Raw genomic sequence first — 26,179 nt, 5'->3', positions numbered from 1 at the left:
CAGTCGTGCTCGGCGGTCGAGGCTGCCGTATGCCGATGCTAGTTGACCTTGATGTTTAAAGCTGGCGACTCGATGAGCGGCGCCGAAAACAATTCAGTGAAAGACCACCGCGAGTGCGGTGCGCAGCGAGGCCGAGGCGACGACCGTGGCGTGTTCGGCGTCCATCGCGACGAGCACAACGCGGTCTTTCGCGCCGCGTCCGTCGCCCGGCCCGGACACCAGCACGACGGCCGCGTCCGTCGCCAGGGTGCGGGCGGGTCGTCCGCCCTGTTCCTCGCCACCGATCACGTCGACGCGGTCGCCGGCCCGCAGGATGTCGGCGACGGCGGTGTCGGCCAAGCGGATCGGCACGATTCGTGCGTCGCGCGCGCCGGTCGCGACGGCGGCAAGCCGGGATCCGACGACGCGCAGATCGGTGAAGACCTCGCCGCCGCGCATTGCCCCGGTCACCGTCGCGCCGAGCACGGCGGCGGGGTCGCGGACGACGCCGTCGGGCAGGGCGGCGGATTCGCGGGGCGCGGTCCGCAGATCGTCTGCGATGAGCACGTGCCCCGGCGGAAGATCATGTCCGGCGACAACCACCATGGACCGCTGGGTGTCCGGATCGCCGCGCAGGAATAGGATGACCGCGAAAATCACCAATCCCGCGGCGAGCAAGCGCCGCGCCAGCAGGGCATCGGCCCACTGCGGACGCTGCCACCCGTCGAAGCGGGCGCGGCCGAGGTCGGCGAAGGATCGAGTCATGGCCGGATCCTATGGCCGTGATCGCACCCGCCCGGCCGGGAAAACGGCTAGTTGTGGATAACGTCGAGGCTGGGGATAACTCAGCGAATCAGCTGGCCACAGCGGTGCTGGTGGACGTGCTGCTGCTCGTGGAAGACCCATTGGACGAGCTGCCGTTGGACGAGCCGGAATCCGAGCTCGACGTGGACGACGAACCGCCGTCGGACTTCGCGGGCTCGCTCGCGGTGGACGCGCCGCCGCGGCTGTCGGTGCGGTAGAAGCCGCTGCCCTTGAACACGATGCCGACCGAGTTGAACAGCTTGCGCAGCTTCCCGGAGCACTCCGGGCAGACGGTCAGCGACTCGTCAGAGAAGGACTGAACGATGTCGAAGCGGTTGTCACACTGGGTGCACGCATACGAGTAAGTTGGCACAGGATCCTCCGCGGGTTTCGTCATCTGGCACTCTACAGCCGACAGTGCCAACGTTGCCAATCCGCAGTTCATTCCGTGGAGTGATCTTCGCCAAGCCGTTGTAACCCGGCTCTCGGGGTCAGTGCCCAGCCCATCCGCCGGTCGTGCGGTTCCTCGGGTAACCGGTCGACGAGTTCGTCGTCGCGGACCACCGCGACCAGTCGTGCACCCGGATCGGCTGCGGACAGCGTTCGGTCGTAGTACCCCGCTCCGCGCCCGAGCCGGACGCCGCGCCGATCCACCGCGAGCGCGGGAACGAGGATCAGCTCGGCCCTGGCGATCGCGCTCGTCGGCAGCGGTTCGGCAATCGGTTCGAGCAGGCCGAACCTGGCCCGGCGCAGGCTGTCTGTTCCGGTGTACTCGGCCCAGTTCAGCGGACCAGGCGGTCCGGTGACCGGCAGCAGCACCCGTGCTCCCGCCGTCCGGAGCACATCGAGCAGCTCGGTCGACCCCGGCTCGCCCCGCACCGGCACGTACGCGCAGACCCATGCGCCGACGTCGAGTTGCCCGGCCGCCGCGACCAGAGCGCGGGCGTCCGCCGCGTGCTCCTCGGGGGTCTCCGCCCGCCGTCGAGCAATAATTTCGGTGCGCCATGCATGTTTCTCGCGCTCACCGGGCATCTCCATGTCGATCACCATAGGCTGACCGGAATACCGGTCGGCTCGACGCCGAGTCAGGGGCTGTGACGGATGGATAGGGTATGCGCATGACAGCAAAGGCCGGACAACCCGGCGATGCCACGCTGGTGTCGTGCTTCCGCACGGCCGTGGTGCCCGCGGCCGGGCTCGGAACACGGTTCCTGCCCGCGACCAAGACGGTGCCCAAGGAACTGCTCCCGGTGGTGGACACCCCCGGCATCGAATTGGTCGCCGCCGAGGCGGCCGACTCCGGCGCCGAGCGGCTGGTGATCGTCACCTCACCGGGCAAGGACGGCGTGGTCGCGCATTTCGTCGAAGATCTCGTGCTCGAGGGCACTTTGGCCGAGCGCGGCAAGTTCCAGCTACTCGAGAAGGTGCGCAAGGCCCCTGGCCTGCTCGACGTCACCTCGGTGGTGCAGGAGGAACCGCTCGGACTCGGCCACGCGGTCGCCCAGGCCGAGTCGGCACTCGACGCCGACGAGGACGCCATTGCCGTGTTGCTCCCCGACGATCTGGTGCTGCCCTCCGGCGTGCTCGACGTGATGAGCCGGGTGCGCCGTAAGCGCGGCGGCACCGTGCTGTGCGCCATCGACGTGCCCAAAGACCAGGTCAGCTCCTACGGCGTGTTCGACGTGGCGACCGTGCCCGACGCGGTGAATCCGAACGTGCTCCGGGTCAAAGGCATGGTGGAGAAGCCCGCGCTCGCGGACGCGCCATCCACCTTCGCCGCCGCCGGTCGATACCTGTTGGACCGCGCCATTTTCGACGCGCTGCGCCGGATCGAGCCCGGCGCGGGTGGTGAATTACAACTCACCGACGCCGTCGCGCTGCTCATTGCCGAAGGTCATCCTGTTCATGTGGTGGTCCACCGTGGGTCGCGCCACGATTTGGGCAACCCGGGCGGCTATCTTCGTGCTGCGGTCGATTTCGCTTTGGAACGTGACGAATACGGCCCTGCCCTGCGGGAGTGGCTGCAGCATCGGCTCAGTCCCGACTGGGATCCGCAGCTGACGACCTACGACTGAGGGGTCGGCGGCCGACGGAGTCGCCTAGCCAGCGCCGAAGCGTCGGGTTTCGCTGATAGTGGACCGTCGGGTACGAATGATGGTTCACCGTCATGCGCGCCGAATCGATTGTGCCGACGTGCGATAACGGCGGTGAAAATCGGTGGAGTGCGAAGAGATCAGGGAAGGGCTTGATGCGCTCGGTTGAGGATCAGCAGATCAAGGTGACCGCCGCGGCGGTCGCGCCTCGGCCGGTCCGGGTCGCGATTTCCGAGGCCCAGGGCCTGCTGTGTGCCGAGGATGTCGTCACCGAACGACCGCTGCCCGGATTCGATCAGGCCGCGATCGACGGCTACGCGGTGCGCAGCGTCGACGTGTCCGCCGCAGGGTCCGACATCCGCAACGAGGACGGTGACCTGGTCGACTTGGTGCTGCCCGTGGTCGGCGAGGTGATCGCCGGATCTCGGCAGCCGATCCGGCTGCAGCCGCGCCAGACCGTCCGGGTCGACACCGGTGCGCCGTTGCCGACGCTCGCGGATGCCGTGCTGCCCTTGGACTTCACCGACGGCGGCCGCGCCAAGATCAAGATCTACGAGCCGGTCCGCTCGGGTGATTACGTGCGGCGCATCGGCGACGATGTGCAGCCCGGCGACGTCGCGGTGCGCGCGGGCACCATCATCGGCGCGGCCCAGGTCGGTCTGCTCGCCGCGGTCGGCCAGGACAAGGTGCTCGTGCATCCACGGCCGCGGCTTTCGGTGATCTCGGTCGGCGGCGAGCTCATCGACATCGACCGCACCCCAGGGCCGGGGCAGGTCTACGACGTGAACTCCTACGCCCTCGCCGCGGCCGCCAGGGACGCGGGCGCGGACGTGAACCGGGTCGGCATCGTGAGCGCGGATCCGCGGCGGCTGCGTGATGTGGTCGAAGGTCAGCTGGTGCGCTCCGAGGTCGTCGTCATCGCGGGCGCGGTGGGTGGCTGGGCTTCCGAGCAGGTCAGGGAGGCGCTGGAGGGGCTCGGTGAACTCGAAATCGCCCGCGTCGCCATGCATCCCGGCTCGGTGCAGGGATTCGGGCGGCTCGGTCGCGACGAGGTGCCCACCTTCCTGCTGCCGTCGAATCCGGTCGGTGCGCTCGTCGTGTTCGAGGTGATGGTGCGCCCGCTGATCCGAATTGCGTTGGGGCGCAGGCATCCCATGCGCCGGATCATCATGGCGCGGACCATCACGCCGATCAGCTCGATGGCCGGGCGCAAGGGCTACCTGCGCGCGCAGCTCATGCGCGACGAGGCGACCGGCGACTATCTCGTGCAACCACTCGGCACCGGCGCAGGCGCTTCGTCGCACCTGCTCGCGACCTTGGCCGAGGCCAACAGTCTGATCGTGCTCGACCCCGACGACACCGAGATCCGCACCGGTGACGAAGTACGGGTCGCTTTTCTCGCCCAGCGCGGCTGAGGCGTGGAGACCATGAACGTCTTCCGGGTCACGCAGCATCCGGGATGGCCCGCGCGACTCGGCCCCGTCCGCGTCGGGGCAGGCGAGGTGACGCTGCGCCCGGTGCGGTTGCGCGACGCCGCGGCGTGGAGCCGAATCCGGTTGCGGGACAGGGAACATCTCGAGCCGTGGGAGCCGACCGGCCGTGGCACGTGGGAGGCGCGCAACCACGCGTCCAACTGGCCGTCGCTGTGGTCGAGCTTGAAGGCCGAGGCGCGGCGCGGCGCGATGATTCCGCTCGTGATCGAGGTGAACGGGTCCTTCAGCGGCCAGTTGACCGTCGGCAATATCGTGCGCGGCGCGCTGCGTTCCGGGTGGATCGGTTACTGGGTGGCCAAGGATCTCGGCGGCCAAGGTGTGGCGACCGCGGCGCTGGCGCTCGGGCTCGACCACTGCTTCGGTCAGGTCGGCCTGCATCGGGTGGAGGCGACGGTGCGGCCGGAAAACCTGGCGAGCCAAGCGGTCCTGCGCAACGTCGGATTCCGTGAGGAAGGGATGCTGCGCCGCTACCTCGACGTGGACGGGGCGTGGCGGGATCACCTGCTCGTCGGCATCACCGTCGAGGAGATCATGGGCACCGTGGTCGAGCGGTTGGTGCGTGACGGACGCGCCAGCCTGCCCTGAGTTCACCTCGGTTGGTCCGGCGCCGTCCGGATCGCGAAGAAGTCAGCCCGCAAACATACCGCCGCAAGCCCTTACGAACGGTAAGAAACGCGGAGCGATGGGACAGCCGCCGAGGAAAGTTGTGACAGGTGTGGCAGATGTGCACGGCGCGCCTGCCGTATCTCGGCGCGTCCCGGAATTAACCTACGGACGTCGGAGGTGCGTCTTGCGCCTTCGGCAGGGAGCCTGCGAGGCGACCGGCGTCCACGCCGCAGCGACGGATGGAAGCCGGGCGGACGCGGGGCGTGCTGCGCACCGCTCGCCGGCCGAATGGACCAATCCAGGCGGGGACGGAGGTGCTGACCGCGATGCCGAATTCGATCCTGTGGATCGGCCTGGTCGTGCTCTGGGTCTTCGTCCTGTTCCCGATCCTCGCCGACCGGCACCCGAGGATCCGGCGCACCACCGACGCCGCCCTCGCCACCCGCGTGCTGCACCGCGGAGACGCCAAGCGGCGCACCAAGAGTGGACCCGCCGCCGGACACGAAACCGACCCGAACTGGCGGCCACGCCGCGCACCGAGAAAGTATGCCCACAGCGATGATGCGGAGGACCGGATGACCACACCGGCCGACCCCGAAACCGAAGGTGAACTGCCCGCGATCGCCGAATCCGCGGCAACCACCCCCGAACCCGACATCGCTGACGCCGAGCTCGACGACACCACAACCGACGACGTCGCACTCGATGACACCGACCTCGACGACGCCGACCTCGACGACGCCGACCTCGACGAGGTGGCGGCCGAATCGGTAAGCGCTGGACCGGAAGACGACGAAGACGACGAAGACGCAGATGACGAAGCGGCTGCGAAGAACGTCGACGCGGCCGATGATGACGGCGTGGGCGAAGAGCGCACCGAACCGGCCGCGGCCCGGATACCTCCCGCACGAGCGCCCGCGCGCGTCCCCATCGACCTCGACTACGACGACGACCTCGACGACGACTACACCGCGCCCACCGACGACTACGACGACGACCTCGACTACGTCCCGTCCCGGCGCGGGCGCGGCGGCTTCGACCCCGAAGCCGACGCCATCGCCCGCGCCGCCCGCTACACCTTCCGGCAACGCGCCGTCCTCGGCCTCGTCCTCGCCGCCCTGCTGTGCGGCGGCCTCGCCGTCGCCATGAACCCACTGTTCTGGTGGGGCACCGGCCTCGCCTGCCTCATCGCAGTCGGCTACCTCGCCTACCTACGCAAGCAAGTGCGCATGGAAGAAGACATCCGCCGCCGCAGGGCCGCCCGCCTCAGCCGCGCCGAACAACGCGGCGAACCACGCCAAGCCCCCGTCACCCGCGCCAGCATGGACCGCGACACCGCCCGCGCCCTGCGCCGCCGCTCCGCCCTCCTCGAAGTCGACGACGAAGACCCCATGTTCGACCACCTCGACCCCTTCGACCCCGCCACCGCCCGCGCCCTCCGCGACCGCACCGGCGGCGGCGACATGCGCCGCGCCGCCGGCGCATAACCACACCAGCGTAACTCCGAAAACCCCCAGCTCAACCCCACGATTCGGAGTCTCGCAGCAACCTTTGCTACAGTGATCCAGCGCGGTTCCCCGGAACCGCACGGGGCTATAGCGCAGTTGGTAGCGCGTCTCGTTCGCATCGAGAAGGTCAGGGGTTCGATTCCCCTTAGCTCCACTCAAAACCCAGCGTAAGCTGGGTTTTTTGTTTTTCCTGACTGGCCTGGAATTGGCCGAACTCCCAACTAACTCCCAACAAATTCGCTGCGCGCGTCATTCGCCGCTGGCCTCGTTTCCGACTGCTCTGTCGAGCGCATCGGCGGCGGGGTGGATCCGGCCGCGGGCCATGTAGTGGCGTTGAGTCATCGCCGGGTCGACGTGCCCGAGAACATCGGCAGTCACCCGAGCCGAGAGTCCGGCATCATCGAGGATCGTCGCGACTGCACCACGGAAGCTGTGTGCGGTGACATCGTCGGGTACAGCAAGAGCTTTCCGAACCCGCTGCCGTGCATGGCCGACGTTCTGCGGATCACGCAATGTCCACACCGTCGACGGAAAGACCAGATCGAGTATCTCGGGTGCGCCTACGTTTCACCTGCCACCGAAAAGTCACCTGCGCGATGCCGGTTCGCGCCCTGTCCGGTCTGACTGTGGCAACCCCACCCCTCCCGCCGAGCGGTGAGGTTGATTGCGATGTTGTCCGGTGTCTGATTGCTGGTCTCGGTTTCGGGGGCGGCCTGTGTGTCGGTGGTAGTCACTGGTTGCCCTCGTTGACGGGGTTGCCGTCCTGGTCGAACCATTGGCCGGTGGCGTCCTGGGTCCAGCCCTCCCACTCGGTCCCGTCCAGATCGTCAGAGAACCGGCCACCGAATCCGGGTGCGGTACCTTCGGGCGCGGGTCCGGTCTCGCGGATCGTCTGGTCGAATGCGGCTAGGATCGCTTCGTTGCGGGCGATCTCTTCCGGTGACGGCATGAAACCGAGCTCTTTTGCTTCTTCGGCGGTGTAAAAGATCTTCCCGCCCACTTCTTTCGGCATGGTTCTCCTTATATTTCGGACATGGTGATGATGACACGGCCGTTCGCGTCGGGTGGTGTTTTGCTGTGCACAAAGAACTTTGTATTCGGCGGAAACAGCACCTCGTCGGCGGTCCCGTATTCGCTGTAATCGCGTCCCGTTTTGCTGACCATGCGGATTTCGACGTTAGAATTCTTGGCAATGAACTCGTTGCTACCTGCCGGATTCGTGGACGCGGACGTAAATCCTTTGTCGGCGTAAGGCTGATTGGGCACGATTTCGTCCAGGGTTTCCGGGCGCATATTCGTGTGCCTGATCAATGGCCCTTCGTGGGTCGGCAGTTTCTGCATAGCCTGGGTGAGCGCGTCGGCCTGGCGCTGCTGCTCAGGGGTGGCGTCACCGCGGCGCAGGGCCGCGGTCAGGGAGTTGCCGCGAGAATCGGACACCCCTTGCTCGAGTAGGCGTTTCTCGGCATCGGTGAGGGACTGGCCGGCCGCCGTGGTTGTCCTGGGCGCGAGTTTTCCGGCAGGGCCGAGCGCTTCGAGTCGTTCGCACTCACGCCGCGCACGCCCGAGGTCCTGGTCGAATTTCACTCCAGCGCGAATGTTGCGGTTGGTCCGCCAGCTTTCGATGAGCGCACGCATGGGGCGCGCGTAGCGGGCGCAGATCGCCGCGGCACCTGCTAGGCCGACAGCGGCGCCGGCCCCGAAGGTGATGAAGCTGCTCGCGACCGAGATTGCGGCGGTGATCGCGAGCTCTTGAATGAGCGCGTCGCGTACGAGTTCCAGCTGGTCCGGGGCCGCGGCCGACGCGCACGCCACCGCCCACGCCATGCGATTCCCGTTGGGGTACGGCGTGATTCACGCGGACGCTCACTCCGAGAACGCCGTTCAGACTGACAGCGGGTTCGTCTTGATCGATTGGGATGGTTGCTGCATCGGGCCGAGAGAGCTGGATCTCATCAGCGGACTGTCGGATCACTTCCACGCGCCGGAATCTGATCGGCGCCAGTTCCTTGACACGTACGGGTACGACTTGCTGGCCTGGCCGGAGTGGCCCCTTCTTCGTGACATTGCCGAGCTGCACTCGATTGGTGCGTATATCCGACTGGCCCTGAGAAGCCTGCAGCGGCCGAACAGCTGAAGGTGCGGATCTCGTCATTGCGTACGGGTGATCGTCGGGGTGCGATGGATCGCAATTTCGTAGCTAGTTAGCCACTTTTGTTGGGGTGACGTGCTTGCCTATGGCCCTTCTGTCTGGCGAAGCCAAATTATGCGGTGAACGACCTCCACATATGCCCGTAGCGCGGGTCGTCAGGACGCCTCCGCGTTCGGCTCCATCGCACGCGCGAGCGGAGGCAACCGCTTCACGAGATTCTCAAGCTCCTCGTACAACCGCTCGTCGTTCTGGAACAGCCGGGCGTGCCTTATCCACTCACCGTACCGTTCCCATGCGCGAATCAATCGGTTGCCGACGGTCCGGTCGACGACATCCTGATCGAAGATGTCCATGTTGACACCTGCGGCGATGTTCTCCAAATATCCGAGGTAGGACCGCAGGTCCAAGAACTCCTGGCGATCGTGGTCGGACGCTTTGCTAAGGAAGCCGGAATCGGAATTGATCTTAGTGTATAGCGCATGCTGTCGCTCGATCGTGGTGCCGATGAAGTCCAGCGTTGCTCGCTGGCGTTGACGAATGTTCTCGTCAACTGTTTCCTTAGTCGCGCGGTCGAGCGCTAGACGTGACTCGCTGACCTGGTGTGCGAAAACCCGTACCTGCCAGATCAGTCCACAAACCGCTACAAGGAGCCCCGAGAGGGCTAGAAAGAGTCCCATGACTGGGACGTCCGGTAAAGGGACAGTTTCGTTACATGCTTGTCGGCGTGCCGCGCGATTTACTTGTTTAGAGGTCTTGCGATTGGCGGCTCACACGCTTAGACGCTAAAGTAACAGACTGGACGGTAACTCAAGGGTTGAGCATCGGTCGCGCCGCGTCGGTTTCCGATAATTGTTTCTACTTCGTAGGCCATTGGCGAGTCACGGATCGGAAGATCTCGCATGAGTCGGCCTCTGTCTGTCGGCCGTCTAGCCGACAGACAACGCCTGTACGATGCGGAATAATCAGTGTGCTCGCGACATTAAAGGCAACGCGGTTAGTGGTCGCCGATGTTAAACACGACAGTCTTTGGATATCATATGTCACCCTTCGAAATAATATCATCGACGATTGCGGTCATAGCTATAGCTGTCAACATTGCGGCTTTACTATTTTTGGGACTGCAGGTACGGCAAGGTGTCCAAAATGCTGCCGCTGTGGACAAAGCAAGGCAAGAAGAGTGGGTCCGACGACGCAAAGAAGCGAGCATGCAGTTCTATATGTCGACACTTGACCGGCGGGAACATCGAATGAGTACGCTGCCGCCGGACAGGGACGGCGTCGCGATTAAGCGTTACCTCGAAGATGTCGAGAGTGACAATTCTAAACACTCTGCAGTGCGGACGTATCTTAGTTACCTTGAGATGCTCGGAACTGGCGTTAACTCGGGCGTCTTGGATATCGAGGTAATCGAACTCTACGCTGGCGGAACAATCGTTGCCACATGGAATAACTACGGAGAATGGATAGCCAAGACTCGCGTGAAGTTTCAATCGCCACGTATCTATTGCCAGTTCGAGATGATGGCGAGAGATATTGCACAGAGACGTAGCATTCCTATGTGGGCACCCGATTCCATCGAGCAAGTAAAAGCATCCGCATCCGATGAATCGGCCATTGAAATCGGCAAGTTGTGAGCGCTATAAGCCGACCGCGAAATCTATCTTGCCAGCCTACCCATCACTTCCTACGCGTTCGCCTTCTCGTACGCCTGAATCACCTCCGCCGAGATCCGTCCGCGGCTCGACACCTCGTGGCCCTTCTTGCGTGCCCACTCACGGATGGCAGCAGAGCGATCCCGGTCAAGCGCCGGCCGGGTGTTGATCTGCTTGCCCCGCGGAACACGTCCAACCTTGCGGGCGTGTGGTGTCCACTGCTCGAAGATGTCACGCAGCGTGCTGGCGTTGAGCACTGACAGATCGATCTCGTAGGACACCCTATCAAGCCCGAAGACGACAGTCTCTTCGGCCGAGGATTTGCCGTCGTAGTCATCGACAAGGGTGACAACAACTTGGCGTGCCATAGGAAATTTCCTCCGTGATTGATGGCGATAAGTACCGAGTGGTCATCGTAGCCGAATGGCAACCAGTGAAAGCGCAGGCGAGAGATTGCACTTTGGCTCTTCTACATGGCCTGTGGTTCCCCGCGGTCTTATGCCTGTGATCCCAGAGACCGGGCACGAAAACGTAGCCCGGCCTCCGCCATGCACCGAAGGTCATACAGCGCTTGTGCGTTGCGGCCGCGTCTAGTGCGAGAACCTGCGGTCGGATCAACACCCAGGGTTGCTGCGTACCACCCTGGATCGGCATAACTGTTTCTACCCGATCAACTGCTTTAGGCGTTCGTTTGGCACGACTGTCTCCAACACCTGTCGAGCTGCGGCGTCGCTCGATTCTACGTTATTGACGAAGTGCACTCCGACGTTGTCGAACAGTTGTTGGTATTTCGCCCGGTGTGTTCGGACGTCGGTCTCTCCGAGCAAGAACAAACTTCCGTTGAAGAATCGCTCGGGTGCGCCGTAGTATTCCGAAAACTCGCCGTTCACCACGAGGTCGAGGATGTCGGCAGCGGACATATCGGACGACATGCGGGCGACATCTCGCCCAACCACTACGATTGACCGCAGGTTGCTCCGGACCTTGAATCCCCTCGGGCCGAACACTTCCGAGGGGTCAATGAGCAGCCGTGCAGTTGCGTCGAAGCGGTCGCCGTTAAAGTCCTCACTCCAATGAGTGGCGGGCGTCGGGTGTAGTTGCGATGCCAGAGTAGCCACGCTCATGTATTTCATATGGAGCCGTCGCTCGCCAGTGAAGGCGACCTCCTGCGTGGCGAGGGATACGGCACCGTAGTCATCGTTCACAACTCGAACGTGGTCACCGAGGAGTTGCCGGATCTTCGAGGTGATGGTTGTTTTGCCTGCGCCAGATCGTCCGAGCAGCAGGATTCCGTAGTCCTCGTCGTTGTCGCGGATCGAAAGGGTGCATCCGTGTACCCACATGACAGTGTCATTCTTGATCGCCGCCAGCAGGCCACGTACGGTTATCTTCAAGTTTGTGTAGGATGAGTTGCCAAGGTACAGGGCGGAGTTCGTCTTTCGGGAAAACCAACGGCTGCCGTCCAGGCTGGCGGGCAAGTCGTAGGAGATGGCATCGCCGCGCAAAGCAACAATCCGGGCTTGAACTGTGCCTCGTTGCGACTGAGAGGCGCGGGCCCAGTTCCCGGTAAAGAACGCCGTTAGATGCGGGCTATCGGTGAGGAGTTCAACGACAACGTAGCCGTCTGGATGATCAATCCTGGCGTACGACCGTTCCAGGCATTCCAGCAGTTCGTCGGGAAGATCTGCTTCAAACCGCCGCTGTCGCACCTTGAGCGTCTCATCGGGGCGCATCTACGTTTTACTCCCATCGGGGTCGGCCGAGCTCTCCTCGGCTTCTTGGATTTGAATATTTGCCACTGCGTCGAATTCGCTATATACCATGTCTAGAATTTTACCTGAATCGCTATTCAGCGTAAAGTGCGGCTGGAAGCCATCCAGGCGATTGAGGTAAAGCTCGTAGAATCCTCGGCAGGATTTCTGCCGAGGATCCAACAGTGTGATTCCGCAGGCGGGAAAAAAAGGACTCTTTATTACCGTCACGGTACCGGATCTGGCGGGCAAGTTTGATTTTATTCGGTTTATGGAATCCTCGACTGAGTCAAAGCGTCCACGATATTTCCTGCGACGCTCGCCCTTGTTGTACGAGGCCAAGTAGCGATCGCAGTACTCGCGCTCGATGTGTGGATTCTTCCAATCAACTAGAACGATGGTCAGGTTTGCGCCATGTATGACCCTCTCTCGAAGGCTTCCCCAGTGGTTAAGTAAGGTTCGGCTTAATGATATCCCCATCAGGCACACTGTCTCCGCGCCGGCGATCATGTCATCGTTCAGCGGTGAGCGTAGTGACATTACAGATTTTCCGAACGATTCTGCAAGAGACCTCATGTCCTCTAGTGACTGCGCCACCTGTTCTTGGGACTGCTGAATCACTCGATGGGCCTGTACGGATGCAACGAACTGGGACGTGACCATCATGGTGATGAGGGTTACCAGCAACGATATAAGTGTTGGCAGCTGGCCTGGTTTCCACCCTATAAAGAGCTGGTATCCGAGAACGTAACATCCGACAAGGATGACGAAGACATCGATAATTCTCGCTCTGAGTTCAGGAAGCCACCGTCGGAGAAAATCCTTCACCTGAACGTCCCCTGCTTCTTCTTAGATAATCAATTGAGTTTCCGGTATTGATCAACACGACCGTTTGGTACGGCTCATCCCTCGCGAAATCGACCGGCAGATCTTGGGATGATTCAAAGGTGAATGGGACCGCGCCGCTCGGCTCAGCGCAAACCGAGTGCTTTGCGCATCGCGCCAGCGCCTCGTGTATCTGATCCTCGTCCACTCGATGGACACGATACGGCTGGCGTATTCGGCCTAGCCGGTCCGGAGAACTATGGCGTGTAGTCCCGTAGCCGATTTGATTCAGTGCAGCCACATCCAGCCAGAAAGGTCCGTAGAGCATCCTGGCGAGAGAATTACGATTGCCGACAGATAGAGCCAAGACTCGCTGATCGGGATCTTCAACTAGATCACGCGTCTCATTGGCAAGCATTCCGGCACCGAAAGGCGTTAGTATCAGGTCCGGGACGGCCCCGAGTTGGTCAATTATCTCAGTTCCGATTATTTCGTAGGATGGTGTATCGGTCCCTTCGGTGATATTGACGAAGGGTGACGAGCGGTCGTTGAATGCTGTCCTGGCCGCTCTCTCGATCGCTGCATCGTCAAGAAACGCGCCGTCCGCAGGGATGGGAAGAAGACGTACGCAATCGTGGCGAGAGAGGACGGACAGAATTTCCGTGCCTTTAACGGTAGTCCCTAGACTAGTGGGTCCGAGTGTCCAAGAATCTAGGTCGGAGGGGACGTAGATCAATACGCGGACGCGCTGTCCGAAGTCCGGGCAGGTCTTGATGCGGTTGACGAGACTCAGTGCCGTATTGCCATATGAGATCAGTCCGACCAGTGTTGGCTCGCTGATGCTTCGCACTAACGTCGCGGTGAGTCGATCCTTGAAAGTTCCCGTAACGTTGGCCGCTTCATCCTTGACGTACACGCGGCGGCCGAGGTGTGGCATATCCAGCTCGCGAAGGGGTGTTGGCCAATTGTCGCCATAATACGTTGCCCGGTGGGCGATTTCTTTCCCGTGTTGCGTGCCCCGCGACTGCAGCCAATCAGTCATTTGATCAGCTTCGGCTGATCGTGTGAGAAACTGGAAGAACCACTCAGTGCGCCCAGACATGCTGCGGTTGTTCGCGCCATAGGCGTGGAGTGTACCCGGCGCTATCACTGCATGTGCCCAGATGTAGCTGACAGAAGACTCGCTATCGGACTCTGCAATTGATCTTGTCACTTTTGGGGCCTTCCCCAACCTCCGAGAGTATGGTCTACCGAACAGTCTGGTATCGGATCCTCTTCGATCCCAGGGTGACGGCCAGTCCGTCGATGCCTGATGGATGTTTGACTCCAGCCTCGCCGGGCACCAGCAGGACATCAAACCTGCGGTCCGCCAGGCACGCACGAAGAGACTGTCGACGACGTCGTCGCTTGATCATGCGATGTGTCCGAGTGCCCTGTCTATCGAATGTTTGAATGACATTGCGAGATGACCGCATTGTCCGCGCAGTTTCGGCGGCGATACCTGTGGCCGACCCTGATCTTCCGGTTGTCCCTGATGGGAGTACGTGACCTGGCCTACCAGGGTAAAGCATCGGAATTGTCCCAGCAGATCGCGGGCGACATCGACACTAGTCTGATCTGAGCATGCATACTCGTAGATTGACCGGCCGCGCCATAATCTCATTCGGGGACCGAAGATGGGCATCTTCTCGGTCTATCGACGTCTTGGAATCAACACTGCTGCAGCATAATTCGTAGTCAATGCGTCTGAGGTAGGTAGGACCGCACAAACCTGGTCTTCCGCCCAAATTCAGCCCCCTTGTCGCCCGTGTGGAGGTGGGGCTTCTACCCGCTGTTGTGCGTTCCACAACGCGAGAAACGGTGCCACGGGCCAGGTAAACGGGGCCGTGTTTCCGCTGGTCAAACGGTGTCCGGCCGAGCATCGCAGCGCGCGACCCGTCGCCCGGTCGGATTATTGAGCCTGCCGCACGGCTGTCATTAACTAGGGACGGTTCCCGGAGCCACCAACGCTTCCGCGGTGCGGTCCGCCCGAATCCCCTATCGGGTTGGTCGCCTGCGGAAGGTGCCTCGTCAGTGTCCTGCGGTCGCAAATCGTAAGCGCAGCAAGCGCTTACCGGCCGCTCGCGCCGAGGAGAAGGACGATGTCTACACCAGAAGGGTCCGGCAAGGAAATCACCCTTGCCATCCGGATCGACACCGCCAGGCATGCTCAGCTCACCTGGATCGCTGAACTACGCGACACCAGTCTCAAGGCTGAATGCTCCAGGGCCGTCGATGCCTACATCGAAGCCGCCAAGCAAGATCCGAAGCTGATGGCCAAGGCGACGGCGGTCCGCTAGGCGATCGAAGCCGAAGCCAAGGCCCGTCAGGCGGCCATCGCCAACCTGTTCACCGGCGCCCCACCATCTCCGCCCGCACAGGAGGAGGAAGCCGCGACCGATGCTGCTGCAGCCGAGGTCACGGCGGAACAGCCAGACGGTGGACGCCGTCCACGGCAACGCCGCGGTGGGCAGCAGGTGGGTGAGGCGCAACCAGACAGCTGAGAACTGCTCGGCACCTTGGTGATACAGCCGGCGGATAGCAGATCGGGCTCCGGCTCTCTGCTGTCCGACCGCCCAACACTCAACCATTACCGAAGGAGGTGGTCATGAATGAACAATCCCCACAACATAATTCGCATTGCGAGTGCCCGCCCGAGGTCCAACCGGTGGTGGGCGACATGGAAGCCAACCACGAGCAGGAACCTGGACCGAACCCACGTATCTACGTCACCAAGGGACTGCCCCTGCGGGCCGAACTCACTGCCGGAACATGGCTAGATATGGCCGCAAACCGAAAGACATCTACGCCGAGATGTACGCGGTCTTTGGCAAGACGAAACCTATGAAGTCGACCGGCTCTACATCTGGGACTACCGTGGCTTCGGCGCCTTCAGCATCACGACCGGGGCGATCGGGCTGGAGGGCGTCGACAGCATCGAACTGCTGGCACAAGTGGCACGCGGGATCAAGGAGCACGGTCCTGCCTATGCGGCGTACGCCAGCGCCCACGAAGGTGACTCGCGCCTACTCGACAACTTCGCCACCGTTTACAAGGGCCACCACGAGAGCTTGGCCGCCTATGTGCGTCAGTTTTTCGAGCCGCTGAAGATCGAGGACCTGCTGAAACGGGCTGCACCTGAAGGACTTCAGGACTACGTGTGCATTGACTACGAGGCTCTTGGCGAGGAGATGCTGCGGGAAGGTGACGTTGTGACGATTCCTGGTGAGGGCGGCCGGGTATGGGTGTTCGACGAGCGCACTTGTTCGTGGTTCGCGTCGCGTAGGGTGCGCCGAAGCGGGCAGCGATTCGTTCGGCCATCCGGTAATCGGCTGTGTGGCCGAAGCGGCACCGCTGCACCGGTGTTCACCACGGGTGGGGCGGTCGACCTCACTGGTCGGATGCGGTGGGTTTCGCAGTGAGGGTGCCGGATTACGTTGGGGCTGGGGATAGTCCGACCGGTTCGGGTGGCTCGCGGTGGGCCCACGGGTGTGCGGCCTCGAGCTGTGCCGCGAGTTGTAGCAGCAGGAATTCGCTGCCTGGTGCGCCGACGAACTGACTTCCCAGCGGCAGTCCGGTTGCAGTCCAGTGCAGTGGCACGTTCATCGCGGGCCTGCCGGTGACGTTGGCCAACTGAGTGAACGGTGCCCACGACAGATTGCTCAGGATGTTGTCGTAAGGGTTGTCGGTGGCCGTGATGGCTTCGCCGACACCGTGTTCCAGCAGAGGCCCGAGTATCTCGCGTGCCATCGCCGGAATGTTTTGGGTGCCTGCCCGCGGTGGTGGCTCGGCGAGAGTGGGGGTGAGCAGCAAGTCGTAGGTGTCGTGGAATGCGGACAGCGCCCGGGTGTGCAGGTTCCATCGCTCGTACGCTTCGACAAGCGACGTCGCAGGCAGCGCGCGCCCGATGGAGGCCATCAGCCGGGTGTCGAAATCGAAGTCGGCCGGGGTCGCACCGGTGCGGTGGCACGCCGCGGCGATGTCGCAGGCGCTGTGGGCCAGCCAGACCGTGGCGAAGTCCTTCGTCAGCTGGCGGCCATCGATGTTCGGCGCACTGGGTTCGACGTGGTGGCCCAATGACTCCAACAGTGTTGCGGTGTGTTCGAGCGCGCGGATCGCCTCCTCGTGAACCGTTGTGCCCAAAGGGGATTCATGCGTGAACCCGATGCGCAACCGTGGCGGGGTCGTATGCACCGCTTCGCCGTAGGCGGATCGGTGTGTTTCGGAGTAGTACCGTGTCGCCGGATCCGGTCCGGCCATGATGTCGAGCATGACGGCCGAATCGCGCACGCTGCGCGAGAGCACGCCTTCGACGGCTGCCCCGTGGACGGCGTCGCCGCCGTCCACGCCGCAAGGGACCAGGCCTCGTCCAGACTTGAGTCCGAACAGGCCGGTACACGCCGCTGGGATGCGGATCGATCCACCCCCGTCGTTGGCGCCGGCCATCGGGACGATTCCGGCCGCGACGGCGGCGGCGGAGCCGCCGGAGGAACCGCCGGAGGTGTGGTCGAGGTGCCATGGATTCCGGGTGATGCCAAAGGTTTCGGTCTCGGTGACGCCCTTGCTGCCGAATTCGGGTGTAGTGGTCTTGCCGAATACCACCAGTCCGGCGTCGAGCCATCGTTGCACCAAGAGACTGTTGTGCTCGACTGGGAGGTCGCGGAGTGGTCGGGTACCCGAGCTGGTCGGGTACCCGGCGAAATCCTGGCTCAGATCCTTGATAAGGAACGGCGCTCCCGCGAGCGGTCCGTCGGCAGGCCGGTCTGCGAGGGCGCGACCGACCTCGGCCATGAGCAGGCTTATGACGTTGATCGCCGGGTCGACTCGCGCACACCGTTCGAGTGCGGCGTCGAGTAGTTCGTTCGGATGAACCTCGCCTTTGGCGACCAATTGGGCCAAGCCTACGGTGTCGTGGGAGCGGTATTCGTCGTATCGCATGACCTACCTTCCATTCACGTTTCGAACGATCGTCCGCAGCCTTTCGGGGCACATGAATACCACGCGGAGGTCGCCGACTGGTGCCGAGTGACGTAGTAGTAAAGGTCTGCCCGAACCACCGAAACTCCTTTCGGAACCATGGTTTCGCGGATACTGCGCAGTGCCGGAGAAATGCTGGGCCGACTTGCAAAAGGACTACGACGATGGGGTGGAGGATACGCTTGGTGTCGCCGTCGAAGCTCTGTTGTCGAACGTAGGCTGATCGTCACTGCAATCGCAATGTGAGAAGAGGTTACGTAAATCGGTAACCCGATCTCGCGGGGAGAGGTTCACGATGGACGATCGATCGGCGCGGGTGTCGTCTCTGCGCCCTCATCATCGCACAGTGGATCGTGTCGCCGTGATTCTCGACGCCGTCGCTATCGGCTCGATGCCGATGGCGCTGACCGAGCTCGCGGCGCGTCTGGACGCCCCACTGTCGTCCACCCAAGGGCTGGTCAACGGGCTGGTGGCGGTCGGGTATCTCACCGAGCAGGATCGCCGGTATACCCTCGGGCCTGCGGCGCTGGCCCTCGCCATCCGGGCAGGGCATCGGCCGCTGGAAACCGTCCGGCCCGACGATCTGGTCGCACTCTGCGAAGCCACGGGTTTGCGGGCAGCGACCGCGATTCGGGTGGGTGAGTCGGCGATCGCGCTGGATATGACCGGTCCCGCCGGTGTCGGCACGATCGACTACTTGGCTACGCGCCACCCACGGATGCCGCTGTCGGACGTAGCGGTAGGCCGTGTATTGCTGGCCTACATGCCTGAAGACGAGCGATCGAATTACGTGACTGCTCACACCGGTGGTGATCCGACAGCGGCGCTCGCATTGTTGGACGAGCTGGACACTATTCGACGGAATGGCTATTACCTCGGTAGCAGCGGCCCGGTGTTCGACAATCTCGTCGTGGTCGCGGCACCGATTTGGGAGCGCGGCAACGTTGCTGCCGCGATCGCTCTGTTCGGTGACAACGATCAAATAGCCGATGGGGACACCGCCCTGCCGTCCCTGCTCACCGACACCATCCGCGATTGGAGCCACCGCGGGCAGATGACGACATGACACAGGTCGAACAAGAAAATCACTCAGCGGTAGCGCGCGGCGCCACCCACCGAATAGCCGGAACACCGACAGGACCTCGATCGACCACTCACGGAGGATGAAACGCATGGCCAGCGAACCGATTTCATCGAACACGTTGTCCAATATCGTGGTCGCGGACTTCGGCAGGGTCCTGGCAGCGCCGTATGCGACCATGTTGCTGGCCGACTTGGGCGCCGACGTCATCAAAGTGGAGCGTCCCGGATCCGGCGACGACACCCGAATGTGGGGACCACCGTTCGCAGGCGCAGACGCGACGTACTTTCTGTCGGTCAATCGGAACAAGAGATCGATCGTGCTCGATCTGCGTGACCCCGACGATCAGCGGTGTGCCCGGGAATTGGTGCGGCGTGCTGATGTGGTGGTAGAGAACTTCCGGCCCGCCACGATGGCCGAGTTCGGTCTTTCCTACGAGCAGGCCCGAAAGATCAACCCGCGCGTGATCTATTGCTCGATCTCGGCGTTCGGTTCCGGCGATGGCGCCGCTCTGCCCGGCTACGACCTGCTGGTCCAGGCGGTCGGCGGATTGATGAGCATCACCGGTCCGCATTCCGGTGCGCCGACCAAGACCGGCGTGGCTGTGGTCGATGTGCTGGCTGGATTGCACGCAACCGTGGGAGTGCTTGCGGCACTGAGACATCGGGATGTGACAGGGGAGGGACAGCGAGTCGAGGTCAATCTGCTGTCTTCGCTGCTGTCGAGCATGGTGAATCAAAGCGCAGGCTATGCGCTCGCCGGTGCGGTGCCGGGCATCCTGGGTAACCGGCATCCCTCCATCGCGCCGTACGAGATATTCGCCGCCGCCGACAGGCCGCTGGCGCTGGCAGTCGGTAACAACCGTCAGTTCGCCGCGCTGTGCCGGGGGATCGGCGCCGAGGAGTTGGCCGTCGACGAAAGGTTCACCGACAACACCGACCGTGTGGCCCATGTCGATGAACTCGCTGCCCGCTTGGGTGCGGTCTTCGCCACGCAAACCGCGACGCACTGGTGCGACCTGCTCACTCCACTGGGTGTTCCATGCGGGCCGGTCAACGACATGGCGGGCGCCTTCGATCTGGCGGCGCGACTCGGGCTGCGGCCGCGTCCGGAACTCGTGACCGACGGGCAGTCATGGGCCACGGTCGCCAACCCGATCGATCTCTCACAGAGTCCACCCCGTTATCGGAACGCGCCTCCAGCCCTCGGAGCGGACAGCGCCGACATCCGTGCCTGGCTCGGCACGCCGAAAAACGAAGGAGACCCACGATGAGCACCATCGAAAAACCGTCGGTCAGTGCTCCGCTGGAACTGTTGAACATCCCCTCGCTGTTGACCGAGGAGCAGCGCGACATCCAGCACACCGTGGCCGAGTTCCTCGCTGACCGAGTGCGTCCGCACATCGGGCAATGGTCCGAAAACCATTACTTCCCACGCGACCTGGTCCCCGAGTTGGGCAAGCTCGGCCTCCTCGGTATGCATCTGAACGGATACGGATGCGCCGGGGTCGACGCGGCGAGCTACGGCCTTGCCTGTCTGGAATTGGAGGCGACCGACAGCGGTCTGCGAAGTTTTGTCTCCGTGCAGGGTTCGCTGGCGATGTTCGCCATCTGGCGCTTCGGCTCCGAGGACCAGAAACAGGAATGGCTGCCGCGGCTGGCCGCAGGCCAGGCCATCGGCTGCTTCGGACTCACCGAGGCCGACTTCGGCAGCAACCCCGCTGGCATGCGCACCCGCGCGGTGCGAGACGGCGCCGACTGGATTCTCCACGGCGAGAAGATGTGGATCACCAACGGCAGCATTGCCGATATCGCGATCGTGTGGGCCGTGACCGAGGAAGGCGTGCGCGGGTTCCTCGTTCCCCGTGGCGCTCCGGGCTTTTCGGCCAGGGACATCGACAACAAGCTGGCCCTTCGTGCGTCGGTCACCTCCGAGCTGACCTTCGACGACGTCAGGTTGCCGGACAGCGCCCGCCTACCCGACGCACATGGTCTGCGCGCACCGCTGACCTGTTTGGACGAAGCCCGCTTCGGGATCCTCTTCGGTGCGGTCGGGGCAGGTAGGGACAGCCTGGACAGCGCGTTGGCCTACGCCGAGTCGAGGGTTCAGTTCGACAGGCCGATCGGTGCGTTCCAATTGACGCAACAGAAGCTGGCCGATATGGCCATCGACTTGAACAACAGCATGCTCCTCGCGCTGCACCTGGCCACATTGAAGGACAAGGGTGCGGTCGGCCCTGTGCAGATCAGCATGGGCAAGCTCAATAATGTCCGAGCGGCCTTGGCCATCGCCCGGCAGTGCCGGACGATCTTCGGAGCCAGCGGTATCACCTCCGACTACTCGCCACTGAGGCATGCCACCAATTTGGAAGCTGTACTCACCTACGAGGGGACCGCTGAAATACACGCCCTCACCATTGGTAGAGCCCTCACCGGCCACGCCGCATTCAGTGGGTGAAAAGGGCGTCACAGGTGGATCGAGAACGCTTGCCTGGCATGCGCCGCTACGGATTTGCGTAGCGGATTATCACATTGCGCAGACCTCGACGTCGTTCCTAGCATGAACAGGGAAGTTGGGTTGTTGACATTCCGAGGTCTCGATTCGGTCGAGGCTTGTTAGTTTGGTGCGGCAATGGACATACCGGTTGTTAGGCTGCCGCTGATTTCGGATTGCTTCGGCCAATGTTGATTATTTGAATAGCTCAACGTAAAGGCGCCGGTTAGTTCAGCATTTCGTGGAAGGCCAGGATGGTCGACCGACGATCCATCAGCTGTGTAGCGCCCGCCGATGTCGTTGTCCGCCTTTACGGAGAGCGGGGTAGCAGCCTCGGCGATGTGATCCGTTGCCAGCGATCCGGTGGGTTCACGAGGCTGACGATCGAAAGGAGCACAGGCGATGGCCGACGCGATAACGCCCGATACGTATAAAACCGGTGTCTGGGAGCCGACGGAACACGAGTACACCGTGGCCGACCTGGAAGTCACCGGTGCGCTCCCGCCGGAACTGAGCGGGCGCTACTTCCGCAACGGCTCGGACGCTCCTCCTGGCAGCCATACCGGGCATTTGTTCTTGGACCAGGGGATGATCCACGGGATACGGCTGCGCGCGGGCCGGGCTGAGTGGTACCGCAATCGGTGGGTGCGTACCCCCACTCTCGAGGGTGGACCGTCGATGGCGTTTCGCCCCGATGGCAGCCAGGACAGCACTGTGGTGCAGGCGAACACGCACGTCATTCCGCACGGGGATCGGATCGTGGCGTTGCAGGAAAGCGGCCTGCCTTACGAGGTGGACCAGGAGCTGAACACTGTCGGCGTCTGCGATTTCGGCGGCGCATTGAGCGGAAACCTCACCGCGCATCCCAAGGTTGACCCCGATACCGGTGATCTACACGCTGTCGGCTGCAGCCTCACCGATCCAACTGTCACCTACTACGTCATCGACCCAAAGGGGCAGCTCGTGCACAGCGTCGAGCTGACAAGAGATGTCCCGACATTCATGCACGACATGGGTCTGACCGAACATTATGTGCTGATTTATCAGACCCCCATGCGCTACCAGCTCGACCTGCTCGAGCGGCCTACCTATCCCATTATCTGGGATGATCGGGTCCAGACGCGGATCGGCATCCTGCCCCGGGACGGTGGGGCCGATCAGATCCGCTGGGTCGACATCGATCCGTGCGTGATCGTCCACACTGCGAACTGTCGCGAAGACAACGCCGGTCGCATCATCTATGAGGGCACTCAAACGCAACGCGCAGACTGGGAACCGCACTGGGCCCACCTGGGCGGGGCGGTTTCCGGACCGGATCGAGGGCAGCGCCCGACCGGAACGGTGACGGTGGCGCAACTACACCGCTGGATCATCGACCCGCGGACCGGGCAGGTCTGGGAGGAAGACATCGATGACCGCAGCGTGGAGTTCCCCAGCATCAATGAAGCCTTCACCATGCGCGAGAACCGACATCTCTACATGGTCGGCTACCCGGGCAAGACCGGCAGTGCTAACTCGCTGCTGCATTACGACCTGGTTCGTGAAACACAGACCGCCTATGACTTCCCCTCTGGTCAAAATCCCGGCGAACCGGAGTTCGTGCCCGCCGAGAACGCGGGCGGTGAGAGCGACGGCTGGCTGATATCGCTGGTCAGTGGCATTGGCGGCGCGCCATCGGAGCTGGTGGTGCTGGATGCCACGGCCTTGGCGGACGGGCCTGTCGCCCGCGTCCATATCCCGCACCGCGTGCCGATGGGCGTCCACGGCACCTGGATCCCCGACCAGATGTGAGCCATCGGCAGGCACCCGACAGGACTGACACACTCGAAAGGATATTCTGGTGAAGAACGCAATCGAGCTGGGCGCCAACGAGTTACGCGAACGCTTGGGTGCGATCGTCGGAGACAAGCACGTCTTCGTCGACGGCGCGGAGGTCGAGCTCCGGTCCGAGGACATCGTCCCGATGTCCGCCAGGTGCGCGGCCGTGGTCTATCCGGACAGCGTCGAACAGGTAGCCGCACTGGTGGAGCTGGCAAACGAGCTGAAGATGCCGCTGTGGCCGTCGAGCCGCGGCAACAACTGGGGTTACGGGGCTGCGATGGCGTTGCGGCCCGGCGCGTTGACGATGGTCCTGGAGCGGATGAATCGCATCCTGGAGGTTGATCCGGAGCTGGGGTACGCGGTGATCGAACCCGGCGTCACCTATCGGCAACTGCGGCAGTATCTCGATGAGCACCATATCGACCTGTGGATCGACTGCACCGATTCGACGGCCGACGGCAGCGTCATCGGCAACGCCCTTGACCGCGGCCAGGGGTGGACACCCTACGGGGATCATTTCGGCAATCTGTGCGGTATGGAGGTCGTCCTGCCCACCGGGCGGGTGTGCCGCCCGGGTATGCGTCCACCGGGGTGCAACACCGAGCACACCCACAACTGGGGCATGGGCCCCTATCTGGATGGCATGTTCAGCCAATCCAATCTCGGCGTCGTCACCCAGGCCGGAATCTGGCTCATGCCCGCACCCGAGCACACGGCCATGTTCGTTCTCGAGCTCGACTCCGACGCCGACCTCTTCCGGCTCATCGACACCTGGCGTGGTCTCACCCTCCGCAACATTCACGTCAGTCACGGGCACATCGCAAACCACCTGAGCACGCTGTCGGTCAGGCAGCCCTATCCTTACGAGCTTCGCGAGGGAACGCACATCCCGCAGCCCGCTGTCGACCGCTACTGTTCCGAGCAGGGGATTGCCCGCTGGACCGCTTTCGGAGCCCTCTACGGCTCCCCAGACCGTGTCCGAGTCGACTGGGCGGAAGTCGAAAAGGCCTTCGGCCCGCTCGGCACATTGAGTCTGTACACCGACAAGGACACGGCTGATATACCGAAGAATCTGCAGCGCGTCTGGGACATGGTCCGCGGCATACCGAATCCGAGCTTTCTGCGCACTGCGTACTTCAAGGGCGGCCGTCGTGACCAAGGAATGCAGGATCCCGTCCGGGAGGGCGGCGGCCTGATCTGGTTCGACTGCATCGCCCCCGCCTCCGGCGCCGCGGCCGAACGGCTGGTGCAGATCATCGCCGCCGAATACGACAAACACGGTTTCGAATTCTGCGGAGCGTTCATCCCCGTGAACGCACGCACCCACATTCTGCTTACCCCGATCCACTACAACTCCGCAGACCAGGACGAGGCCGACCGAGCACTGCAGGCCTACCATGCGGTGGCCCAAGCCACCTGGGCTGCGGGCTACGCCCAGAACCGAGCCGGACTCCAAGGCGCCGAAGCCTTTTCGGATCTCGAACCCGGGCTGAAGACACTCACGGGACCGATCAAAGCCGCGCTCGACCCTAACAACATCCTCGCTCCCGGTCGATACGGCATCAACGCGGTCCATGAGGGAGAAACCCGATGATCCAGCAGTACACGGCGATTGCGCTGCAGCCCGCGATGCGGGGCTGCCAGAGCCGGGCCGACATCAAGGACAACCTCGATCACATCTCTGAATTGATGGACTACGCCGTCTCGTTCGGCGAATTCGACCTGCCGGTGCGGCTCATCACCATCCCGGAGGGTGCGCTGCAGGGTTTCACCGACGAAGTCTTCGACTGGCCGCACGAACGCTATGTCGAGGAAATGGCGATCGATCTTCCAGGGGATGAGACCCGGTTCCTCGGTGCGAAAGCCCGCCAGCACAACGCCTATGTGGTGTGCCAGGCCAAGGTGCGGCACCCCGAATTCCCGGGGCGATACTTCAACTCCGCCTTCATTCTCGGCCCTGACGGCGAGCTCATTCACAAGTACTACAAGCTTCAGGTGTTCGCGCGCGAGCATTCGACCGTCCCGCACGATGTCTGGGATCGCTGGGTCGAACTGTACGGAAACGGCCTTGACGCCTTCTATCCGGTGGCCGACACCGACATCGGCCGCATCGGCACGATCGTGTGCCAGGACGGCAGCTTCCCCGAGACGGCACGTGGTCTCGCGATGAACGGCGCCGAGATCATCTACCGCCCGAGCTACCCCGAGCCCTGGGTGAGCAGCGGCTGGTGGGAGATCCAGAATCGGGCGCGGGCGCTGGACAACACCTGCTATGTCATTTCCCCGAATGTCGCGTCCTACCGTCTCACCCCTGAAAGCCGTGGCAGCATCGACGGTTTCGGCGGCAAGACGATGATCGTCGACTACCACGGCCAGGTCATGACCGACCATCCCTACAGCGGTTCGCCTTCCTTCGCCGCCGCCATCTTCAACATCGAGAGTCTGCGAGATCTGCGCGCCCGCTCGCTCTGGTCGAACTGGCTCAAGGACATGCGCACCGAACAGTTCCGGCTGATCTACGACCAGCCGATCTGGCCGAAGAACCGTTGCTTGGACGAGGCGCCGCCGAATCACGCGGCCCACGACGAACTTCGGCACGAAATGGTCGAAGAGCTCACCAGGCGCGGCGTGTACGCGGCCCCGGACTATGGTGGCGCCAAGCCTGAGACCCGAGGTCGGTCATAGCGGTGATGCCGTGCGGCTTTGACCCTGCACCCCTGCTCGGTTCGCCAGTCCGATGCCGCGTCCCTGGAGACCGGCCGGGGTGATCACCGCGGATCGGGTCGGGCGAGTGCGCAGCTGACGCCCACGAACTGTGCGACCCCGACCGGTCGTGCCACCAGGGTGGCCCATGACCGACGGATAAGGCATCGGTGCCGTACTGGTTCCGCTCGCTGGCCCCAGGAAG

General features: G+C 63.0%; 26 protein-coding genes, 1 tRNA gene and 1 pseudogene. 16 read left to right on the top strand and 12 right to left on the bottom strand.

The window, feature by feature from the left end; genetic code table 11:
• Positions 1-93: 93 nt before the first annotated feature.
• The 3 genes from ACGFNJ_RS40270 to ACGFNJ_RS40260 all read right to left on the bottom strand — a co-directional run bounded on the left by ACGFNJ_RS40270 (position 94) and on the right by ACGFNJ_RS40260 (position 1,821).
• The gene (locus ACGFNJ_RS40270) at positions 94-744 is read right to left on the bottom strand and encodes an SAF domain-containing protein (protein WP_393461235.1); all 651 of its coding nucleotides are present in this window, start codon (positions 742-744) and stop codon (positions 94-96) included.
• Between the two features lie 88 nt (positions 745-832).
• On the bottom strand, positions 833-1,156 hold the full coding sequence (locus ACGFNJ_RS40265; RefSeq protein WP_393461233.1) for an FmdB family zinc ribbon protein: 324 nt from the start codon (positions 1,154-1,156) through the stop codon (positions 833-835).
• A gap of 68 nt (positions 1,157-1,224) precedes the next feature.
• Positions 1,225-1,821, bottom strand: a complete 597-nt coding sequence (locus tag ACGFNJ_RS40260) for a 5-formyltetrahydrofolate cyclo-ligase (protein ID WP_393461231.1) — start codon at positions 1,819-1,821, stop codon at positions 1,225-1,227.
• A gap of 80 nt (positions 1,822-1,901) precedes the next feature.
• Here ACGFNJ_RS40260 and ACGFNJ_RS40255 point away from each other — a divergent pair, with 80 nt between their 5' ends.
• The 5 genes from ACGFNJ_RS40255 (at position 1,902) to ACGFNJ_RS40235 (ending at position 6,637) form a co-directional block, all read left to right on the top strand.
• A complete protein-coding gene (locus tag ACGFNJ_RS40255; protein ID WP_393461229.1) occupies positions 1,902-2,858 on the top strand; it encodes a UTP--glucose-1-phosphate uridylyltransferase in 957 nt (318 codons plus the stop codon).
• 173 nt (positions 2,859-3,031) lie between these two features.
• Positions 3,032-4,291: a gephyrin-like molybdotransferase Glp gene (gene glp, locus ACGFNJ_RS40250; protein WP_393461227.1), complete on the top strand. Its 1,260-nt coding sequence runs from the start codon at positions 3,032-3,034 to the stop codon at positions 4,289-4,291.
• Positions 4,292-4,303: 12 nt separating this feature from the next.
• Complete coding sequence (locus ACGFNJ_RS40245) at positions 4,304-4,954, top strand: GNAT family N-acetyltransferase (RefSeq protein WP_393461225.1); 651 nt, start codon at positions 4,304-4,306, stop codon at positions 4,952-4,954.
• A 347-nt stretch (positions 4,955-5,301) separates the two neighbouring features.
• Positions 5,302-6,462: a gephyrin-like molybdotransferase receptor GlpR gene (gene glpR, locus ACGFNJ_RS40240; protein WP_393461223.1), complete on the top strand. Its 1,161-nt coding sequence runs from the start codon at positions 5,302-5,304 to the stop codon at positions 6,460-6,462.
• 102 nt (positions 6,463-6,564) lie between these two features.
• Positions 6,565-6,637, top strand: a tRNA-Ala gene (locus ACGFNJ_RS40235).
• Positions 6,638-6,732: 95 nt separating this feature from the next.
• Here the strand turns inward: ACGFNJ_RS40235 and ACGFNJ_RS40230 are convergent.
• The 3 genes and pseudogenes from ACGFNJ_RS40230 to ACGFNJ_RS40220 form a co-directional block, all read right to left on the bottom strand.
• Positions 6,733-7,026 (bottom strand): annotated as a pseudogene (locus ACGFNJ_RS40230) (tyrosine-type recombinase/integrase); the annotation flags it as partial.
• A 187-nt stretch (positions 7,027-7,213) separates the two neighbouring features.
• Positions 7,214-7,495: a hypothetical protein gene (locus ACGFNJ_RS40225; protein WP_393461221.1), complete on the bottom strand. Its 282-nt coding sequence runs from the start codon at positions 7,493-7,495 to the stop codon at positions 7,214-7,216.
• Positions 7,496-7,503: 8 nt separating this feature from the next.
• Positions 7,504-8,307, bottom strand: coding sequence for a hypothetical protein (locus ACGFNJ_RS40220; RefSeq protein WP_393461387.1), 804 nt, complete (start codon positions 8,305-8,307; stop codon positions 7,504-7,506).
• On the opposite strand from ACGFNJ_RS40220, the gene ACGFNJ_RS40215 reads away from it, so the two are divergent.
• Positions 8,237-8,617, top strand: a complete 381-nt coding sequence (locus tag ACGFNJ_RS40215; RefSeq protein WP_393461219.1) for a phosphotransferase family protein — start codon at positions 8,237-8,239, stop codon at positions 8,615-8,617. The two genes, ACGFNJ_RS40220 and ACGFNJ_RS40215, sit on opposite strands and share 71 nt — an antisense overlap.
• A gap of 170 nt (positions 8,618-8,787) precedes the next feature.
• On the opposite strand, the gene ACGFNJ_RS40210 is transcribed toward ACGFNJ_RS40215, so the two are convergent.
• Entirely contained in the window at positions 8,788-9,309 is a 522-nt protein-coding gene (locus tag ACGFNJ_RS40210) for a DUF4760 domain-containing protein (RefSeq protein WP_393461217.1), read from the bottom strand.
• A gap of 360 nt (positions 9,310-9,669) precedes the next feature.
• Between ACGFNJ_RS40210 and ACGFNJ_RS40205 the strand changes: the two genes are divergently transcribed.
• Complete coding sequence (locus ACGFNJ_RS40205) at positions 9,670-10,266, top strand: DUF4760 domain-containing protein (protein WP_393461216.1); 597 nt, start codon at positions 9,670-9,672, stop codon at positions 10,264-10,266.
• Between the two features lie 50 nt (positions 10,267-10,316).
• Here ACGFNJ_RS40205 and ACGFNJ_RS40200 read toward each other — a convergent pair whose 3' ends face one another.
• The 4 genes from ACGFNJ_RS40200 to ACGFNJ_RS40185 form a co-directional block, all read right to left on the bottom strand.
• Complete coding sequence (locus ACGFNJ_RS40200) at positions 10,317-10,652, bottom strand: Lsr2 family protein (RefSeq protein WP_393461214.1); 336 nt, start codon at positions 10,650-10,652, stop codon at positions 10,317-10,319.
• A 294-nt stretch (positions 10,653-10,946) separates the two neighbouring features.
• Positions 10,947-12,017 (bottom strand): hypothetical protein, encoded by a 1,071-nt coding sequence (locus tag ACGFNJ_RS40195; RefSeq protein WP_393461212.1) that lies wholly within the window; start codon positions 12,015-12,017, stop codon positions 10,947-10,949.
• Positions 12,018-12,722: a hypothetical protein gene (locus tag ACGFNJ_RS40190; RefSeq protein WP_393461210.1), complete on the bottom strand. Its 705-nt coding sequence runs from the start codon at positions 12,720-12,722 to the stop codon at positions 12,018-12,020.
• A gap of 109 nt (positions 12,723-12,831) precedes the next feature.
• Positions 12,832-13,902 (bottom strand): PLP-dependent lyase/thiolase, encoded by a 1,071-nt coding sequence (locus ACGFNJ_RS40185; protein ID WP_393461208.1) that lies wholly within the window; start codon positions 13,900-13,902, stop codon positions 12,832-12,834.
• Between the two features lie 423 nt (positions 13,903-14,325).
• Between ACGFNJ_RS40185 and ACGFNJ_RS40180 the strand changes: the two genes are divergently transcribed.
• The 3 genes from ACGFNJ_RS40180 (at position 14,326) to ACGFNJ_RS40170 (ending at position 16,321) form a co-directional block, all read left to right on the top strand.
• Complete coding sequence (locus ACGFNJ_RS40180; protein WP_393461206.1) at positions 14,326-14,481, top strand: hypothetical protein; 156 nt, start codon at positions 14,326-14,328, stop codon at positions 14,479-14,481.
• A 520-nt stretch (positions 14,482-15,001) separates the two neighbouring features.
• Positions 15,002-15,199: a hypothetical protein gene (locus tag ACGFNJ_RS40175; RefSeq protein WP_393461204.1), complete on the top strand. Its 198-nt coding sequence runs from the start codon at positions 15,002-15,004 to the stop codon at positions 15,197-15,199.
• A 480-nt stretch (positions 15,200-15,679) separates the two neighbouring features.
• A complete protein-coding gene (locus ACGFNJ_RS40170; protein ID WP_393461378.1) occupies positions 15,680-16,321 on the top strand; it encodes an antirestriction protein ArdA in 642 nt (213 codons plus the stop codon).
• 10 nt (positions 16,322-16,331) lie between these two features.
• On the opposite strand, the gene ACGFNJ_RS40165 is transcribed toward ACGFNJ_RS40170, so the two are convergent.
• A complete protein-coding gene (locus ACGFNJ_RS40165) occupies positions 16,332-17,837 on the bottom strand; it encodes an amidase (protein WP_393461202.1) in 1,506 nt (501 codons plus the stop codon).
• A gap of 385 nt (positions 17,838-18,222) precedes the next feature.
• On the opposite strand from ACGFNJ_RS40165, the gene ACGFNJ_RS40160 reads away from it, so the two are divergent.
• From ACGFNJ_RS40160 to ACGFNJ_RS40135, 6 genes are all read left to right on the top strand, one after another.
• Complete coding sequence (locus ACGFNJ_RS40160) at positions 18,223-18,942, top strand: IclR family transcriptional regulator (protein ID WP_393461200.1); 720 nt, start codon at positions 18,223-18,225, stop codon at positions 18,940-18,942.
• Positions 18,943-19,048: 106 nt separating this feature from the next.
• Complete coding sequence (locus tag ACGFNJ_RS40155; RefSeq protein ID WP_393461198.1) at positions 19,049-20,230, top strand: CaiB/BaiF CoA transferase family protein; 1,182 nt, start codon at positions 19,049-19,051, stop codon at positions 20,228-20,230.
• On the top strand, positions 20,227-21,414 hold the full coding sequence (locus tag ACGFNJ_RS40150; protein ID WP_393461196.1) for an acyl-CoA dehydrogenase family protein: 1,188 nt from the start codon (positions 20,227-20,229) through the stop codon (positions 21,412-21,414). Before ACGFNJ_RS40155 ends, ACGFNJ_RS40150 begins: the two co-directional genes overlap by 4 nt.
• A gap of 438 nt (positions 21,415-21,852) precedes the next feature.
• The gene (locus tag ACGFNJ_RS40145; protein ID WP_393461194.1) at positions 21,853-23,241 is read left to right on the top strand and encodes a carotenoid oxygenase family protein; all 1,389 of its coding nucleotides are present in this window, start codon (positions 21,853-21,855) and stop codon (positions 23,239-23,241) included.
• Between the two features lie 49 nt (positions 23,242-23,290).
• Entirely contained in the window at positions 23,291-24,865 is a 1,575-nt protein-coding gene (locus ACGFNJ_RS40140; RefSeq protein WP_393461192.1) for an FAD-binding oxidoreductase, read from the top strand.
• On the top strand, positions 24,862-25,956 hold the full coding sequence (locus ACGFNJ_RS40135; protein ID WP_393461190.1) for a nitrilase-related carbon-nitrogen hydrolase: 1,095 nt from the start codon (positions 24,862-24,864) through the stop codon (positions 25,954-25,956). Before ACGFNJ_RS40140 ends, ACGFNJ_RS40135 begins: the two co-directional genes overlap by 4 nt.
• The last annotated feature ends 223 nt before the right edge of the window (positions 25,957-26,179 follow it).

The organism is Nocardia sp. NPDC049149, from assembly GCF_043197455.1.
Taxonomy (GTDB): Bacteria; Actinomycetota; Actinomycetes; order Mycobacteriales; family Mycobacteriaceae; genus Nocardia.
This window is presented reverse-complemented; position numbering and strand designations above follow the sequence as displayed.

Excerpts from the sequence above, each read along its gene's own strand:
- glpR (WP_393461223.1), top strand. The coding sequence starts at position 5,302 with ATGCCGAATTCGATCCTGTGGATCGGCCTGGTCGTGCTCTGGGTCTTC.
- ACGFNJ_RS40135 (WP_393461190.1), top strand. The coding sequence starts at position 24,862 with ATGATCCAGCAGTACACGGCGATTGCGCTGCAGCCCGCGATGCGGGGC.
- ACGFNJ_RS40215 (WP_393461219.1), top strand. The coding sequence starts at position 8,237 with ATGAGCGCGTCGCGTACGAGTTCCAGCTGGTCCGGGGCCGCGGCCGAC.
- ACGFNJ_RS40200 (WP_393461214.1), bottom strand. The coding sequence starts at position 10,652 with ATGGCACGCCAAGTTGTTGTCACCCTTGTCGATGACTACGACGGCAAA.
- ACGFNJ_RS40150 (WP_393461196.1), top strand. The coding sequence starts at position 20,227 with ATGAGCACCATCGAAAAACCGTCGGTCAGTGCTCCGCTGGAACTGTTG.
- ACGFNJ_RS40270 (WP_393461235.1), bottom strand. The coding sequence starts at position 744 with ATGACTCGATCCTTCGCCGACCTCGGCCGCGCCCGCTTCGACGGGTGG.
- ACGFNJ_RS40255 (WP_393461229.1), top strand. The coding sequence starts at position 1,902 with ATGACAGCAAAGGCCGGACAACCCGGCGATGCCACGCTGGTGTCGTGC.
- ACGFNJ_RS40220 (WP_393461387.1), bottom strand. The coding sequence starts at position 8,307 with ATGGCGTGGGCGGTGGCGTGCGCGTCGGCCGCGGCCCCGGACCAGCTG.
- ACGFNJ_RS40225 (WP_393461221.1), bottom strand. The coding sequence starts at position 7,495 with ATGCCGAAAGAAGTGGGCGGGAAGATCTTTTACACCGCCGAAGAAGCA.
- ACGFNJ_RS40165 (WP_393461202.1), bottom strand. The coding sequence starts at position 17,837 with ATGCGATACGACGAATACCGCTCCCACGACACCGTAGGCTTGGCCCAA.
- glp (WP_393461227.1), top strand. The coding sequence starts at position 3,032 with ATGCGCTCGGTTGAGGATCAGCAGATCAAGGTGACCGCCGCGGCGGTC.
- ACGFNJ_RS40180 (WP_393461206.1), top strand. The coding sequence starts at position 14,326 with ATGACCGCATTGTCCGCGCAGTTTCGGCGGCGATACCTGTGGCCGACC.
- ACGFNJ_RS40155 (WP_393461198.1), top strand. The coding sequence starts at position 19,049 with ATGGCCAGCGAACCGATTTCATCGAACACGTTGTCCAATATCGTGGTC.
- ACGFNJ_RS40260 (WP_393461231.1), bottom strand. The coding sequence starts at position 1,821 with ATGGAGATGCCCGGTGAGCGCGAGAAACATGCATGGCGCACCGAAATT.
- ACGFNJ_RS40245 (WP_393461225.1), top strand. The coding sequence starts at position 4,304 with ATGAACGTCTTCCGGGTCACGCAGCATCCGGGATGGCCCGCGCGACTC.
- ACGFNJ_RS40205 (WP_393461216.1), top strand. The coding sequence starts at position 9,670 with ATGTCACCCTTCGAAATAATATCATCGACGATTGCGGTCATAGCTATA.
- ACGFNJ_RS40175 (WP_393461204.1), top strand. The coding sequence starts at position 15,002 with ATGTCTACACCAGAAGGGTCCGGCAAGGAAATCACCCTTGCCATCCGG.
- ACGFNJ_RS40195 (WP_393461212.1), bottom strand. The coding sequence starts at position 12,017 with ATGCGCCCCGATGAGACGCTCAAGGTGCGACAGCGGCGGTTTGAAGCA.
- ACGFNJ_RS40185 (WP_393461208.1), bottom strand. The coding sequence starts at position 13,902 with ATGACTGATTGGCTGCAGTCGCGGGGCACGCAACACGGGAAAGAAATC.
- ACGFNJ_RS40145 (WP_393461194.1), top strand. The coding sequence starts at position 21,853 with ATGGCCGACGCGATAACGCCCGATACGTATAAAACCGGTGTCTGGGAG.
- ACGFNJ_RS40210 (WP_393461217.1), bottom strand. The coding sequence starts at position 9,309 with ATGGGACTCTTTCTAGCCCTCTCGGGGCTCCTTGTAGCGGTTTGTGGA.